General features: G+C 53.8%; 11 protein-coding genes. 5 read left to right on the forward strand and 6 right to left on the reverse strand.

What is annotated here, in order from left to right; translation table 11 throughout:
• Positions 1 to 249 precede the first annotated feature (249 nt).
• Entirely contained in the window at positions 250 to 837 is a 588-nt protein-coding gene (locus TH4_RS01180) for a hypothetical protein (protein ID WP_064779614.1), read from the forward strand.
• Between the two features lie 69 nt (positions 838 to 906).
• Here TH4_RS01180 and TH4_RS01185 read toward each other — a convergent pair whose 3' ends face one another.
• The gene (locus TH4_RS01185) at positions 907 to 2,700 is read right to left on the reverse strand and encodes a chloride channel protein (protein ID WP_064779615.1); all 1,794 of its coding nucleotides are present in this window, start codon (positions 2,698 to 2,700) and stop codon (positions 907 to 909) included.
• Positions 2,701 to 2,996: 296 nt separating this feature from the next.
• Here TH4_RS01185 and TH4_RS01190 point away from each other — a divergent pair, with 296 nt between their 5' ends.
• Entirely contained in the window at positions 2,997 to 4,241 is a 1,245-nt protein-coding gene (locus tag TH4_RS01190) for a multidrug effflux MFS transporter (protein WP_064779616.1), read from the forward strand.
• Positions 4,242 to 4,317: 76 nt separating this feature from the next.
• On the opposite strand, the gene metH is transcribed toward TH4_RS01190, so the two are convergent.
• From metH to TH4_RS01205, 4 genes are all read right to left on the reverse strand, one after another.
• Positions 4,318 to 6,969 (reverse strand): methionine synthase, encoded by a 2,652-nt coding sequence (gene metH / locus TH4_RS01195; RefSeq protein WP_083996926.1) that lies wholly within the window; start codon positions 6,967 to 6,969, stop codon positions 4,318 to 4,320.
• A 38-nt stretch (positions 6,970 to 7,007) separates the two neighbouring features.
• On the reverse strand, positions 7,008 to 8,072 hold the full coding sequence (locus TH4_RS20430; protein ID WP_040822979.1) for a homocysteine S-methyltransferase family protein: 1,065 nt from the start codon (positions 8,070 to 8,072) through the stop codon (positions 7,008 to 7,010).
• Between the two features lie 53 nt (positions 8,073 to 8,125).
• Positions 8,126 to 9,019, reverse strand: a complete 894-nt coding sequence (gene metF / locus TH4_RS01200) for a methylenetetrahydrofolate reductase (RefSeq protein WP_008889564.1) — start codon at positions 9,017 to 9,019, stop codon at positions 8,126 to 8,128.
• Between the two features lie 89 nt (positions 9,020 to 9,108).
• Positions 9,109 to 10,086: an ArsR/SmtB family transcription factor gene (locus tag TH4_RS01205; protein WP_008889563.1), complete on the reverse strand. Its 978-nt coding sequence runs from the start codon at positions 10,084 to 10,086 to the stop codon at positions 9,109 to 9,111.
• 300 nt (positions 10,087 to 10,386) lie between these two features.
• Between TH4_RS01205 and TH4_RS01210 the strand changes: the two genes are divergently transcribed.
• Together TH4_RS01210 and TH4_RS01215 are read left to right on the forward strand one after the other, a co-directional pair.
• Positions 10,387 to 11,172, forward strand: coding sequence for an MlaA family lipoprotein (locus TH4_RS01210; RefSeq protein ID WP_245227664.1), 786 nt, complete (start codon positions 10,387 to 10,389; stop codon positions 11,170 to 11,172).
• A gap of 9 nt (positions 11,173 to 11,181) precedes the next feature.
• Positions 11,182 to 11,820, forward strand: a complete 639-nt coding sequence (locus TH4_RS01215; protein ID WP_064779617.1) for an MlaC/ttg2D family ABC transporter substrate-binding protein — start codon at positions 11,182 to 11,184, stop codon at positions 11,818 to 11,820.
• Positions 11,821 to 11,949: 129 nt separating this feature from the next.
• Here TH4_RS01215 and ettA read toward each other — a convergent pair whose 3' ends face one another.
• On the reverse strand, positions 11,950 to 13,629 hold the full coding sequence (ettA, locus tag TH4_RS01220; protein ID WP_064779618.1) for an energy-dependent translational throttle protein EttA: 1,680 nt from the start codon (positions 13,627 to 13,629) through the stop codon (positions 11,950 to 11,952).
• Positions 13,630 to 14,223: 594 nt separating this feature from the next.
• On the opposite strand from ettA, the gene TH4_RS01225 reads away from it, so the two are divergent.
• Positions 14,224 to 14,481: a DUF4212 domain-containing protein gene (locus TH4_RS01225; protein ID WP_008889559.1), complete on the forward strand. Its 258-nt coding sequence runs from the start codon at positions 14,224 to 14,226 to the stop codon at positions 14,479 to 14,481.
• Positions 14,482 to 14,496 lie beyond the last annotated feature (15 nt).

Genomic DNA, 14,496 nt, shown 5'->3' on the forward strand with positions numbered 1-14,496 from the left:
CGGCTTCCCATAACCCTCTTTGGTATCGGTATTTTTTGCCGCACGTCTTCACAGCTGCGGGATCAGAAATACCAAATAACATCATCAGCCTACTTCATGGTCTCTGTATGTGACTTGCTCCCCCGCGCTTTAAGCATCCATGGTCTGAAAATTGCTTTGATTTCCGATGGTAAGCATGTCTGACGCCCCCGGAGGTCTTCTGGGAGTGCCAGCTTTGCTTTGTGCATCCCAGAAGAAAGGTATCTCGAAATGAGTGCTATTTTTGGATTGGGCAACGGGTTGCCGATATCAACCCGGGCCAGTTCTGCGGAACGGTCAGGTGCACACGAAAGTATCGAAAGTTTTAGCGCAGGTAGCGCTGCACCTGTTTCAGGCGTTGCGGCAATCGGATCTGAGGGTGGCTCCTCCAAAAGCCAACTTTCGGACGCGGTTCAAGCCGTCATGCTTGAATTCCAGAATATCGGAAGCGGGTCATCAAGCTTTGCTGCGGCCATGGACGCAGTCAAAGCAAATGACAGCGCAAACGGTATCAAGACCACTGATGACCCGGTCTCGTCGAATTCCGATCCGGCAAAGGATGATCCTGCACTTGCAGAGCAGGATGCCGAGGAGGAATTCAAGTCTGCCGCTCGTGACAGTTTCAATCTACCGACAAAAGACAAGGAACGTAACGAACAGGCTAGAATTGAGAAACGCAAAGAACGTCAGGAAATTGACGATGCAGCCGAGCAGGCTGCAACGGATCTTCCAGAAAACGTTGCCGGTCTTGATAGCCGGGTTGCAGCCCAGGTCATATCTGGTCCGCCAGCACGACAGCAACCTGCATTGGCCGCCTGATTACATCGGCCTAAAAACCTTGAACGGAGCAGCGCACACAAGCGCTGCTCTTTTTCATTGCGGATCGGACTAGAACAGCTTTGGTGGTGCATCACCGCGTTCTTCGCTTTGCAGTTCCAGCAAGGCGTTGTTATAGGCCATCATAGCATCCTTTTCATGAACGAAACCGATGATATGGCGCTCCTCAGCGCTGTTAAGAACCGGCAGATGCTCTTCGCCGGTTTGCTCCATCAGTTTGATGGCCTTTTCGATATTGTCTGTCCGGTAAAGGACCGGCGGCTTTGATCGTGCGACCTCGCCGGCCGTGACTTCGTCGCCAAGATTGGGATCAAAGGCTGCATGGCGCAAATCGGTCAGTGTGATCGTTCCGTGCAGTTTGCCCTGATCATCAATGACAAAAAGTTCCGAATAGGGTGCGTTGATCAGCTTTTCGCGGACAGTCGTTAGCCCCTCGGTCAGCGGGACGGTTTCGTATTCGCGCTTCATGATCTCGTCCACCTTGATCGTGCGCAGCAAATTGACCTCCCTGCCCCAGCGCGTAGACAAACCACGGCATTTCAATTGCCACTGGAAAAACGATCCGCCCTGGAACTGATCCATCACCACCGTCGCCAGCACAGATGCCACCATCACCGCAACCGTCAACGCATAGTCACCAGTCAATTCAAAGATGATCAGTGTCGTTGAAATCGGTGCACCAAGGATGGCCGCGGCAACAGCGCCCATGCCAACAAGCGTGTAGGCCGAATAGCCAGATGATAGCTCGGGAAAGGCACTGGTTGCGATCATCCCGAATGCCCCGCCCAGCATCGCACCAAGGAAAAGTGCCGGGCTGAACATGCCGCCCGCAAAACCAAGTCCCATGCAGATCGAAACGGCAAAGCCCTTGGCAAGCAACAAGCCGATCAGGAAAGTCAGGCTGTAGCTTTCATTAAGTGCATCGTTCATCGCCCCATAGCCGACACCGACAATCTGCGGAAAGACCAACGCGATCAGGCCAACAATCAGCCCGGCAACCGCCGGTCGCAGCCAAAGCGGTGCATTGGTCCGATTTGCCGTTTTTTGCACGACCGGGATGGCACGCACGACCAGAACCGCCGCCACACCGGCAATAATGCCCAAAAGTGCGAAGGCCGGGAACTCCCAAAAAGACTGGATCTCATGCCCCGGGATCAGGAAGGCGACCTCATCACCGTAATAGATGCGTGTTATGACCGTACCGGTAACCGATGCCAGCACAATCGGCGCAAAAGCCGTCAGTGCATAATGACCCAGTGCAACTTCGTGGGCAAAAAGGGCGCCCGCCAGCGGCGCGTTGAACGATGCGGCCACCGCTGATGCCACGCCACAGCCCAAAAGTGTTCGGGATGCCGAACGGCGCAAATGAAGAATGCGCGCCAGCCACGCACCAAATGATGCGCCCATATGGACAACCGGCCCTTCCCGGCCAAGGGATGCGCCACTGCCAAGTGACACCGCACTGGCAATCGCACTTTTGATCCCGCAGCGGGTCGACATGCGCGCATCATGGAACGATGCCGCGTCGATCACATCGGCAACCCCGTGCGGTCTTCTTTCCGGAAGGAACTTGTAAATAAAAATCCCGACAATCAGACCGCCCACCGCCGGGGCCAGGATGAGTTGCCAGACGGGAATTTCACTGAGATGCCGGTGAAGGGCCTCTTCGCCAGTGCCGAAAAACAACGACTGGACAAGTAACAAGCCATCTCGAAACAAGATGGCGCCGCCCCCGGCCAGTGCCCCGACAATCATTGCCAAAATCGACAGAACCAGTTGCTCGCTTTTGACGATGCGACGCATGCGGTTCAAAAAGATGTTCGATTTCAAAAGCTTTTCAGCCATATCAGCAATACCGGGGTTGGCGAATTGATTGTGCGTATGATCTTAGGATCAGCTTTTCCTGCGAATAAAGGGTAAAGACAAGAACCACCATGTTTAATTTCGCATTCCTGACGCCCGTTGATTGATCAGGATAGATATGCCACAACAAGTGACCCGGATTCAGCGCACCCCCAGTGCCGCGATCCCGTTTCAGAAAACCGTCATTGCCAAAATCATACGAAATACAGCATTCTGCCCGTCTCGCGTGAAAGCAGGGCCAGAAATGCCACCAATCGTTCTCAACGGAACCAAAAACAATGAATGACCATCGACCAACGGGTATACAGGCGGCGCGGCCGCTGCCCGGTCTTGTTGAATTTATCTGTCTGATGGCAATCACCATCGGGCTTGTTGCCCTGTCGATTGACAATCTGCTGCCGGCCTTTGAACCGATCGCGCAAGACTTTGGCATCGAAGACGGCAACCGCATGCAAATGCTGATTTATGTCTTCATGATCGCGTTTGGCCTGATGCAGATCGTTTATGGCCCGCTTGCCGATAGTTTTGGTCGCCGCCCCACCCTGATCGCAGGACTTGGTATTTATTGCATCGGTACCGTGATGGCGATCTTTGCCGACAGCTATGAACACCTTCTTATCGCACGTTTCGTGCAGGGTCTTGGTGCGGCTGCACCGCGGGTTCTGACCATGGCGATCACGCGCGACTGTTTCGAAGGGCGCGAAATGGCCCGCGTCATGTCATTTGTCATGATGGTGTTCATCATCCTGCCTGTGTTCGCCCCGGCATCAGGCAGCCTGATTTTGGCGCTGGCCAACTGGCATATGATTTTCGTCAGCACCTTGGTCCTCGCGATTGCGATTGTCTGCTGGTACCTGCTGCGCATGCCTGAAACCCTGCATCCGGAATATCGGCATAAATTGTCGATGCGTCGGATCGCACGCGACATCAAAACCACCGTCACCAATCGTCAGACATTCGGCTATGCCACGGCGATGGGCGTCATGTTTGCCTGCCTGATGGCCTATATCGGATCTGCCCAGCAGATCTTCGAAACCGAGGTTTACGGGCTTGGTGTCTGGTTCCCGCTGGCGTTTGGCATGATTGCAGCCTGCATGAGTTTCTCGTCATTCATCAATGCACGACTGGTGCGCAAGATCGGCATGCACAAGATTTCTCATGTCGCGCTGTTCTTCCTGACCGCCAGCAGCCTGATCAATGTGCTGATTGCCCTTTGGTTTGACGGGCATCCGCCCTTGTTCGTCTTTGGCATCGGCCTGACAACGATCCTGTTCTGTTTCTCACTGACCATGCCGAACTTCAACTCGCTTGCGATGGAGCCGGTCGGCGCGATTGCTGGTACTGCATCCTCGATCACCGGCGTCTACAGCACGTTGATCGGCGTGATCGCCGGCGGGATTATCGGGCAGCAGTTCAATGGCACTGTCATCCCGCTTCTGGTCGGTTACTTCGCGCTTGGCCTGATTGGCATTGTGATTGTTGGCATCACTGAACGCGGCAAGTTCTGCCACGCAACCCACTAGGCACCGATATTCCTGGACACAAAAAAGCCCCGCAGAGTGCAGTCTGCGGGGCTTTTCCTTGCGACCGGACAGGCGATTATTTCGCCTGACGCGGATCGTAATTGAGGTTTGGTGCCAACCAGCGTTCTGCCTCGGCCAAGGTCATGCCCTTGCGCTCGGCATAGCTTTCCACCTGATCGCGTTCGATTTTACCAAGGCCGAAATACTTGGCATCCGGGTTGGCAAAGTAAAAACCGCTCACCGACGAGGTTGGCGTCATGGCATAGCTTTCAGTCAGAGACACACCAACATTCTTCTCTGCATCCAAAAGATCCCAAAGAATGCCTTTCTCGGTATGTTCCGGGCAGGCCGGATAACCCGGTGCCGGACGGATACCGCGATATTTTTCGGCAATCAGATCATCATTGCCAAGCGCCTCGTCCGGTGCATAGCCCCAAAGCTCTTTACGAACTTTTTCGTGCATATGCTCGGCAAAGGCCTCGGCAAAACGGTCACCCAGGGCCTTGACCAGGATGGCATTGTAATCATCATGCTCTGCTTCAAGCTTGGCAGAGATTTCTTCGACTTCCGGCCCGGCGGTAACAACAAAGGCGCCGATATAGTCGGTCTTGCCGCTGTCTTTTGGCGCGATATAGTCGGCCAACGCGCGGTTCGGACGCTTGTTGTTTTCACGATACATCTGCTGACGCAGGGTATGGAGCATCACCGGCTCATTCTTCTCCGGTGCCGGGGTAACTTCGATATCATCACCGACCGAGTTGGCTGGCCACAGACCGACAACCGCCTTGGGCTTGAACCATTTTTCGGCAACGATTTTTTTGAGCATTTCCTGCGCGTCCGCATAAAGGCTACGCGCTGTTTCGCCGACCTTTTCATCCTTCAGGATCTCGGGGAAACGCCCATGAAGTTCCCAGGTCTCGAAGAACGGCTTCCAGTCAAAACGCGACACCAGTTCTTCCAGATCGAAATCTTCAAACAGGGTGATACCGGGTTTGAGCGGAACCGGTGCTTCAAAGTTGTCCCAGTCAAGCTGAACCTTGTTTGCACGTGCATCGACAATCGAGAAACGCTTTTTCTGCAGTTGCTGTGCTGCATGCTTTTCAGCCATCGCGATATATTCGTTGCGAATTTCCTCAGCAAAGCGTTCGCCATTGGTTTTTGAAAGCAAATTGCTAGCAACACCGACCGCGCGCGATGCGTCGATGACGTACACTACAGACGATTTCAGATAGTTCGGCGCGATTTTAACCGCGGTATGGACCTTCGACGTCGTCGCCCCGCCAATCAGAAGCGGAATATCCAACCCCTCGCGTTCCATTTCGGCCGCGACATAGGTCATCTCTTCGAGGGACGGGGTAATCAGGCCCGACAAACCGATCATGTCGACCTTTTCGGCCTTGGCGGTTTCGATGATTTTCTGGGTCGGCACCATCACGCCAAGGTCGATGACCTCGAAGTTGTTACATTGCAGAACCACACCAACGATGTTCTTGCCGATGTCATGCACGTCGCCCTTAACTGTCGCGAGCAAGATCTTGCCGTTGGTTTCATGCTTGCCATCTTTTTCCTCTTCGATGAAGGGAATCAGATAAGCCACCGCCTTTTTCATCACGCGCGCGGATTTCACCACCTGTGGCAGGAACATCTTGCCGTCACCAAACAGGTCACCAACGATGTTCATGCCGTCCATCAACGGACCTTCAATCACATGCAGCGGCTTGTCGGCCTGTTGACGGGCTTCCTCGGTGTCTTCCTCGACGAACTCGGCAATACCGTTGATCAGGGCATGTGCCAGACGTTCCTTGACCGGCTTTTTACGCCATTCAAGGTCGGCCTTTTTCTCGGGTCCGCCGGTACCTTTGTATTTCTCGGCCACTTCGAGCAAACGGTCGGTCGCATCCGAACGACGGTTCAGGATGACGTCTTCGACGCGTTCACGAAGTTCTGCCGGGATTTCTTCATACACAACCAACTGACCGGCATTGACGATCCCCATATCCAGTCCCGCCTTGATGGCGTGATACAGGAAGACCGAGTGCATCGCTTCGCGGACCGGGTTGTTGCCACGGAACGAGAAGGAAACGTTGGAAACACCACCGGAAATCTTGGCGTATGGCAGGTGTTTTTTGATCAGCTTGCAGGCTTCGATGAAGTCGACAGCATAATTGTCGTGTTCTTCGATACCGGTCGCGACGGCAAAGATGTTCGGATCGAAAATGATGTCTTCGGGCGGGAAACCAACCTTATCGACCAGCACGTTATAGCTGCGCTTGCAGATTTCGAACTTGCGATCAACCGTATCGGCCTGACCTTTTTCATCAAAGGCCATGACAACGACTGCCGCACCATAGCGGCGCAGTTTTTTGGCCTGTTCGATGAAGGGTTCTTCGCCTTCCTTGAGACTGATCGAGTTTACAATACCCTTGCCCTGCAGGCATTTCAGACCGGCTTCGATCACGTTCCATTTGGAACTGTCGACCATGATCGGCACACGGGCAATGTCGGGCTCGGCCGCAATCAGATTGATGAACTTGACCATCGCCGTTTCGGCATCAAGCATCGCATCATCCATGTTGATGTCGATGATCTGCGCGCCGTTTTCGACCTGCTGACGGGCAATCTCAAGGGCTGCATCGTAATCTTCTTCGACGATCAGCTTCTTGAATTTCAGCGATCCGGCGACGTTGGTCCGCTCACCAATATTGATAAATCTGGAAATGTCGGTCATGGGTCTTTTCGATCTCTTTTCAGCTATCAATATCAGATTTACGCAGCATCAAACGGCTCAAGGCCGGACAGACGCATTCTTGGCTCAAACTTGGGCACAACGCGCGGCTTGGCATTTGCCACCGCATCGGCAATCGCCTTGATGTGCGGCGGTGTCGTGCCACAGCAGCCCCCCAGCAGATTGACCATGCCAGTATCGGCCCATTCCTTTACCAATTCGGCCATTTCGGCATCAGTCTGGTCATATTCGCCAAATTCGTTGGGAAGGCCCGCATTGGGGTAAACCGAAACGCGGCATTCTGCAATGCGCGACAGTTCCTGAACATACGGGCGCAGCTGCGCGGCACCCAATGCGCAGTTCAGACCAATCGAGAACGGCTTGGTATGGCGCACGGAGTTATAAAACGCTTCGGTCGTCTGCCCCGAAAGCGTCCGGCCTGACGCATCGGTGATCGTGCCGGAAATCAGCACCGGGACATCTTCACCACGTTCGTCGAGAACTTCGTCGATGGCAAAAAGCGCAGCCTTGGCATTGAGCGTATCAAAAATGGTTTCCACCAGCAGCGTATCCGCCCCGCCATCCAGCAAACCGGTTGTGGCTTCCTTGTATGCCTCTTTGAGCTGGTCAAAGGTGATGGCACGGAAGCCGGGATTGTTCACATCCGGCGAAATCGATGCCGTACGGTTGGTCGGGCCGATAGCACCATTTACAAAGCGCACATCCCCCGGATGGGCGGCTTCCCACTCATCACAGGCAGCGCGTGCAATCTTGGCACTTTCAAAATTGATCTCGTAGGCCAAGTCTTCCATGCCGTAATCGGCCTGGGCAATGGTTGTCGCGCTAAAGGTGTTGGTCCCGTTCAGGTCCGCACCGGCCGCGATGTACTGCAGATGGATGTCCTTGATGATGTCCGGCTGGGTCAGTGACAAAAGGTCGTTGTTACCTTTGACGTCCTGCTTCCAGTCGGCAAAGCGTTCGCCGCGGTAGTCTTCCTCGGTCAACTTGTGCTTCTGGATCATCGTTCCCATTGCGCCATCAAGGATCAGTATCTTTTCCTCGGCCCGTTTGCGCAGCAGGGCAATGCGTTCCTTGCGATCGTTCATCTTTTTCATCCAATCAATTCTTCATGCGTCCGGGTTACAGGGCAAAAGCACCTTCAGGCTGCAACCTGTTCGGTTCCGCGAATGCCCAGCGCATGGCAGATGGCATATGTCAGTTCGGCACGGTTAAGCGTATAGAAGTGGAAGTCGGTCACCCCTTCGCTGATCAAACCTTCCACCTGCGAAATGGCTTCGTGGAATGCGACCATGCGACGGGTATCGGGATCTTCATCAAGCCCTTCGAAACGCCAATGCAAACGCTGCGGCACAGAAGCACCACACATATCGGCAAATTTCAAGAGCGACGCAAAGTTTGTCACCGGCAAAATACCCGGAACGATGGGGGCTTCGATGCCCGCAGCCACACATTTATCACGGAACCGCAGATAGGTTTCGTTATCAAAGAAGAACTGGGTAATCGCCCGGTTGGCACCCGCATCAATCTTGCGTTTGAGATAATCAATCTCGAAATCGGAACTCGGCGCATCCGGATGGGTTTCCGGATAGGCTGAGACCGAAATATCAAAATCGGCAATTTCCTTAAGGCCGGCAACCAGATCAACCGCATAGGCGTAGCCACCCGGGGTCGGTTCATACTTGTCACCCGCATCCGGCAGGTCCCCGCGAAGAGCAACGATGGAACGGATACCCTCGTTCCAATAGCTGCGCGCGATCTGATCGATCTCTTCCTTGGTATGACCGACACAGGTCAAATGGGCCGCGGCCGGAATGCCGGTTTCACCCTGAATGCGGGTCACACTGCCATGGGTGCGATCACGTGTGGTGCCGCCGGCCCCGTAGGTCACCGAAACAAAAGACGGATTGAGTGGCGCAAGCCGATGGATCGACCGCCACATGGTTTCTTCCATCTTCTCCGTTTTCGGCGGGAAGAATTCGAACGAAACCTTGAGGTGTTTGCGTACTGCGTTGATTTCTGGAACCGTCATCATATCGATATCTCAATCCTGTCTTCGCTTTCCCGCAGGCTGAGCCCTTGGGTCGGTCTTTCTATCTGGTTATTGTCGATACATGCTGCGCGTTATTCCGCAGCCTTTTCTGAATTTCTTTGAACTTTGTCCGCTGCTTGTGCCGATGTCGGGCGAGCCATCCAGATCCGAACCGTCAGTGGCTTGCCCGGCAAACTGACAACGTTGCCAGGCTCAAGACCGCTGGCGCGGAACCAGTCATTGATGGACGCGTCATCAAAACCAAGACGTCGATGCGCATGTTCTTCGCGGAGTTCTTCCTGTTCGTGCTGGGCAAAGTCGACAATGACAAGCTTACCCCCGGGGGCCAAAACGCGCGCTGCCTCGGCAAGGGCCGCCTCGGGCTTTTCAGCGAAATGCAGCACCTGATGAAGGGTCACCACATCAAACATGCCGCCGGGATAAGGCAACTGATACATGTCGGCTTGTCGAACAAGGCAGTTGGACAGGTCTGCGCGCTGCAGACGCGCACGCGCAACAGCCAACATTTCGCGTGACATATCAACGCCAACGCCCTCTTCGGCGTTGCGCCCGAGAAGCTCAAGAATACGCCCGGTACCTGTTCCGACATCGAGAATCCGGCCACCGGTCAGGTCGCCCACCGCCTCAAGCAATGCTTTTTCAACAACCGCCTCGTCGACATGCAGCGAGCGAATCCGATCCCAGTCTTCGGCGTTGGCGCGGAAATATTCTGTCGCGATCTTTTCGCGTTCTGCCTTCACCTGATCGAGACGGGCACGATCAAGTGCAAGCGTCTCGTCATCTTTTGGCAGCAGATCCAGCACAGGCTGCACAAGGTCGGCACCCGGCCCGGAATGCGGCGTGCGATAGAAGACCCAAGTCCCTTCACGGAACCGGACAAGCAGGCCTGCCTCGCACAATAATTTAAGGTGTCGGGAGACGCGTGGCTGGCTCTGACCGATGATCTGGGTGATTTCGCTGACCGTCAATTCGCACTCGGCACAGATCGCCAGCAAGCGAAGCCGCGTTGCTTCAGCAGCTGCGCGCAATCTTGCCAGAACCTGTTCCATACCAATGCCCTCCACGTTGACAAGAAAGATATAAAGATATGTTTATATTTGTTCAAGCGCTATTTTCGCGTGAAAACTTGTTGCCTAAATGCCACACCTGAAAACTGCTTGATCCTGATCAACTTTTTGTATGCTGGTGTTTAATTTCACCCTATGCTAACCAAATGGATATCTGAGGCGTGCGCGTTACATGATCGCCCTTCGAGCAGGGGATTGATCGGTAACGTTTTTTGGTGTCCCGCATCAAAAGCGTTTCGGGTCGGGGAAGTCTGTGTATCGAACATCGGTTGGCTAAAAATAATGAAGTTTCGAACTTTGCTTTCGCTTTGTGCCGCAGGATCGCTGTCTTTGCTGACCGCGTGCGCATCGACAGAACCCGCTCAGGACACGAGTGATTATGATCCGCTTGAGCCGGTGAACCGCGTGGTTCACGGTGTTAACGGTGCGGTCGATTTCATGGTCCTGTATCCTGCTGCAATGTGGTACCGCGACATTGCCCCGGAACCTGTCAAAACCTCCGTCGCGAGCTTCGTGCGCAACATCAACGAACCGTTGAACTCGTTCAACGCGTTGCTGCAGGGTGATCCGGATCAGGCTGCTGCCTCGTTCCAGCGTTTCATCATGAACTCGACGCTTGGCTTCCTTGGCTTCAATGATGTCGCATCTGATTTCGGTATTCCGTACCGCCGTGAAGATTTTGGTCAGACCCTTGCCCACTATGGCATTGGCGGCGGCCCTTACATTGTGCTTCCGCTGCTTGGCCCGTCCAACCTGCGTGATACAGCCGGCATCGGTGTTGACTATGTTGCCAACCCGCTGACATGGGGCGCACAGAACAGTGACACCGCCGAAGCCCTTTATCTTGGGTCGGTCGGCCTTACCGCCCTGCATTATCGTTACGCGACGATCAATCAGCTGAACGAACTGCAAAAGTCGTCTATCGACTATTACGCAGCCCTGCGCAGCCTCTATCGTCAGCAACGCAATCAGATGATTCGCAATGGTGGCCCGTCACCAGAGTTCGCTGTTGAAGACGAAAGCGCATCTTTTGACTTCGACGATGCTGTCGAAGCGGCAAGCAAGTAAGAGCCGGTCATGGTAAACAGCAAAATCGCCATATCAACCGCCGCGATGATCGCCATCGCAGCCGCTTGGTCTGGTCCGGCGTCAGCAACGGGTTTGTCTTCAAACGTTGTTGCTGAAGTCGCTGTCGAAACCAGCGCAGCAAATGTCATTCAGAGCATGGCTGACCAGGCCATGAATGAACTGACCGATCAAAGCCTTGCTGACGACGTTCGCCGCAAAAAGTTCGTGTCCCTTATGGACCGCTATTTTGCAATGGATGTCGTTTCGCGCTTCGTTCTGGGGCGTTACTGGCGTTCGATTTCCGAAGCGGAGATCGAGGAGTTTTCGGTCCTGCTTCAGAACTATCTGGCGCTCAACTACGCAAACCAGTTCAAGGAATTCAACGGCGAACAGTTTGTCGTCGGTGATGAGACCCAGAAGAACAAGGACACCTTTGTCGATTCGCAGTTCGTCCGTCCGGACGGCCCACCGGTAAACATTGTTTGGCGGATGCGGATGTTTGATGACAGCTACAAGATCATTGATGTTTCCATCGAAGGTCTGAGCATGGGCATCACCCAACGCGATGAGTTCACATCGGTCATCCAACAGAACAATGACGATGTCGGCGCCCTGACCGCTGCCCTCAAGGCAAAAACCGGTCTCTGATTGAAGCCGCCTTAGTATCCGAATATAAAAGCCACCATCCTTGCGATGGTGGCTTTTTTTACATCTCGCATCCGGGCATCAAAAAAGGCCACCCGAAGGTGGCCTTTAATCTCAAAGCGCAAAACCGTCTTAGCGGGTCAGCGGCTTGTATTTGATACGGTGCGGGCGGCTTGCCTCTTCACCATAGCGACGTTTGTAGTCGGCTTCATATTCCTGATAGTTCCCTTCGAACCACTCGACATGCGAGTTGCCCTCATAGGCCAGAATATGGGTCGCAATACGGTCAAGGAAGAAGCGATCGTGCGAGATGACTACAGCGCAACCGGCAAACTCGAGAAGGCCTTCCTCAAGTGCACGCAAGGTATCGACATCAAGATCGTTGGTCGGTTCGTCAAGCAGCAGAACGTTCGCACCGGATTTCAGCATCTTGGCGAGATGAACACGGTTACGTTCACCACCGGACAACTGACCGACTTTTTTCTGCTGATCTGCGCCCTTGAAGGCGAACTGTGACACATAGGCACGTGACGACATCGGACGCTTGCCCAAAAGGATCTCGTCGAGGCCGTCGGAGACTTCCTGCCAAACGGTCTTGTTCGGATCAAGCGAGTCACGCGACTGATCGACATAGCCCATTTTGACGGTATCACCGATTTTGAGCGTTCCGGCATCCGGGGTGTCAGCACCCGTCAACATTTTGAACAGGGTGGTTTTACCCGCACCGTTCGGACCGATTACACCAACGATACCACCCGGCGGTAGACGGAAATCAAGGTTTTCAAACAGAAGCTTGTCACCATAAGCCTTGGTCAGACCTTCGGCGGTGATAACTTCGTTACCAAGGCGCTCGGCAATCGGAATAACGATCTTGGTTGAGTCCGGAACGGCCTTGGCGGCCTCGGCAACAAGATCGTCATAAGCGCGAACACGGGCCTTGGATTTTGCCTGACGGCCTTTCGGGTTCTGGCGGATCCACTCAAGTTCGGTGGCAAGCTGTTTCTGGCGGCTGCCTTCCTGACGGGATTCCTGTTCCAAACGCTTTTGCTTCTGCTCAAGCCAGGAGGAATAGTTGCCTTCGAACGGAATGCCCTGACCGCGGTCAAGTTCCAGAATCCAGCCCGTGACGTTATCAAGGAAGTAACGATCGTGGGTGACCAGAATGACGGTACCCTGGTAATCTTCAAGGTGGCGTTCAAGCCACGCAACCGACTCAGCGTCAAGGTGGTTGGTCGGTTCGTCAAGCAGCAGAATGTCGGGCTTTGCAAGCAACAGGCGGCAAAGGGCGACACGACGGCGCTCACCACCGGAAAGCTTGGTTACGTTCGCATCCTTGGGCGGGCAACGCAGGGCGTCCATCGCGATCTCAAGGGTGCGTTCCAGATCCCAGCCATTGGCCGCATCGATGCGTTCCTGAAGTTCACCCTGCTCTGCAAGGAGATCATTCATTTCGTCATCGGTCATCGGCTCGGCAAACTTGCCGCTGATTTCGTTGAAGCGTGCAAGATCGTCAACAATCGAGCCGCACCCTTCCATGACGTTGCCAAGAACGTCTTTCTCCGGGTTAAGCTGAGGTTCCTGCTCAAGATAGCCGACATTGACACCTTCGGCAGGCCAGGCTTCACCGGCGTAATCCTTTTCGATGCCGGCCATGATTTTCAGCAGGGTCGATTTACCTGCGCCGTTGTTACCGAGAACACCGATTTTTACGCCTGGCAGGAAGGACAGTGTGATGCCCTTGAAAAGTTCGCGACCGCCCGGAAGGATCTTGGTCAGGTCCTTCATGACGTAAATATACTGGTAGGATGCCATTAAATTCCCCATCCAAAAGTCGTTGGGTCCGCCCTGTTGGGCTGAGACACTTCGGCATACTCATACGCATGCCTGAAATACTGTGCCCGTTTGTAACCGACAGGCAGGCTCTTAACAACTTCAAACCGCAGACAGCTCACATGCTATCAAAACATGCCAGGTGGCGAGCTGAAACAAGGTGCATCAAGCAATCTCGCGTCGGCGACATCAATCGGGTTAGGCAAACGAAATTTGCGTCGATTTCAGTCAAAAAATAGCCGCGTCGGACCGTGATGGGTCCCTTAAGTTATAAAAACGTCACTTTTTAGGCACTTAGACGCAATGTTTTTCAACCTTAAAATGCTGCAATGCACACAGTGAAAACCGCCCGGATTCTGTCACTATTTTTATTCGACGTTGGGGCAGAACACCTTCTAACACCCTGTTCTATACGACTAATGATTAGCTTATGGCGACTCTCGAAAACTGGTATCGAGCTTTACAGGCAATGAGTGTGTCTTGATGCATTCAACGCCACGCATTCATGCGGCCGACAAACACAGCATAAAAATATGTCGGCAGGGAAAGTTATCATTTCTAGGAAGGAGACGCGCGATGGATGAACAAAGCGCAGCCTACTGGAAGAGAAACGTGAAGCTGGTCTCGGTCCTTATCGCGATCTGGTTCATCGTTTCCTACGGTTTCGGCATCTTGTTTGTCGATGCCCTCAACTCTATCGAAATCGCGGGCTTCCAGCTTGGTTTCTGGTTTGCTCAACAGGGGTCCATTTACGTCTTTGTCGCACTGATTTTCGTCTATGTGGCCAAGATGAACAAACTGGATCGCGAATTCGGCGTTCGTGAAGACGACTGACGCAGGATCAGGGAG

This window comes from Thalassospira tepidiphila MCCC 1A03514, assembly GCF_001662875.1.
In the GTDB taxonomy this organism is placed as follows: domain Bacteria; phylum Pseudomonadota; class Alphaproteobacteria; order Rhodospirillales; family Thalassospiraceae; genus Thalassospira; species Thalassospira tepidiphila.

Bases quoted from the DNA above. Each gene is read 5' to 3' on its own strand.
- TH4_RS01205 (WP_008889563.1), bottom strand. From the start codon at position 10,086: ATGGAACAGGTTCTGGCAAGATTGCGCGCAGCTGCTGAAGCAACGCGG.
- ettA (WP_064779618.1), bottom strand. From the start codon at position 13,629: ATGGCATCCTACCAGTATATTTACGTCATGAAGGACCTGACCAAGATC.
- metH (WP_083996926.1), bottom strand. From the start codon at position 6,969: ATGACCGACATTTCCAGATTTATCAATATTGGTGAGCGGACCAACGTC.
- TH4_RS01185 (WP_064779615.1), bottom strand. From the start codon at position 2,700: ATGGCTGAAAAGCTTTTGAAATCGAACATCTTTTTGAACCGCATGCGT.
- TH4_RS01190 (WP_064779616.1), top strand. From the start codon at position 2,997: ATGAATGACCATCGACCAACGGGTATACAGGCGGCGCGGCCGCTGCCC.
- metF (WP_008889564.1), bottom strand. From the start codon at position 9,019: ATGATGACGGTTCCAGAAATCAACGCAGTACGCAAACACCTCAAGGTT.
- TH4_RS01180 (WP_064779614.1), top strand. From the start codon at position 250: ATGAGTGCTATTTTTGGATTGGGCAACGGGTTGCCGATATCAACCCGG.
- TH4_RS20430 (WP_040822979.1), bottom strand. From the start codon at position 8,072: ATGAACGATCGCAAGGAACGCATTGCCCTGCTGCGCAAACGGGCCGAG.
- TH4_RS01210 (WP_245227664.1), top strand. From the start codon at position 10,387: ATGAAGTTTCGAACTTTGCTTTCGCTTTGTGCCGCAGGATCGCTGTCT.
- TH4_RS01225 (WP_008889559.1), top strand. From the start codon at position 14,224: ATGGATGAACAAAGCGCAGCCTACTGGAAGAGAAACGTGAAGCTGGTC.
- TH4_RS01215 (WP_064779617.1), top strand. From the start codon at position 11,182: ATGGTAAACAGCAAAATCGCCATATCAACCGCCGCGATGATCGCCATC.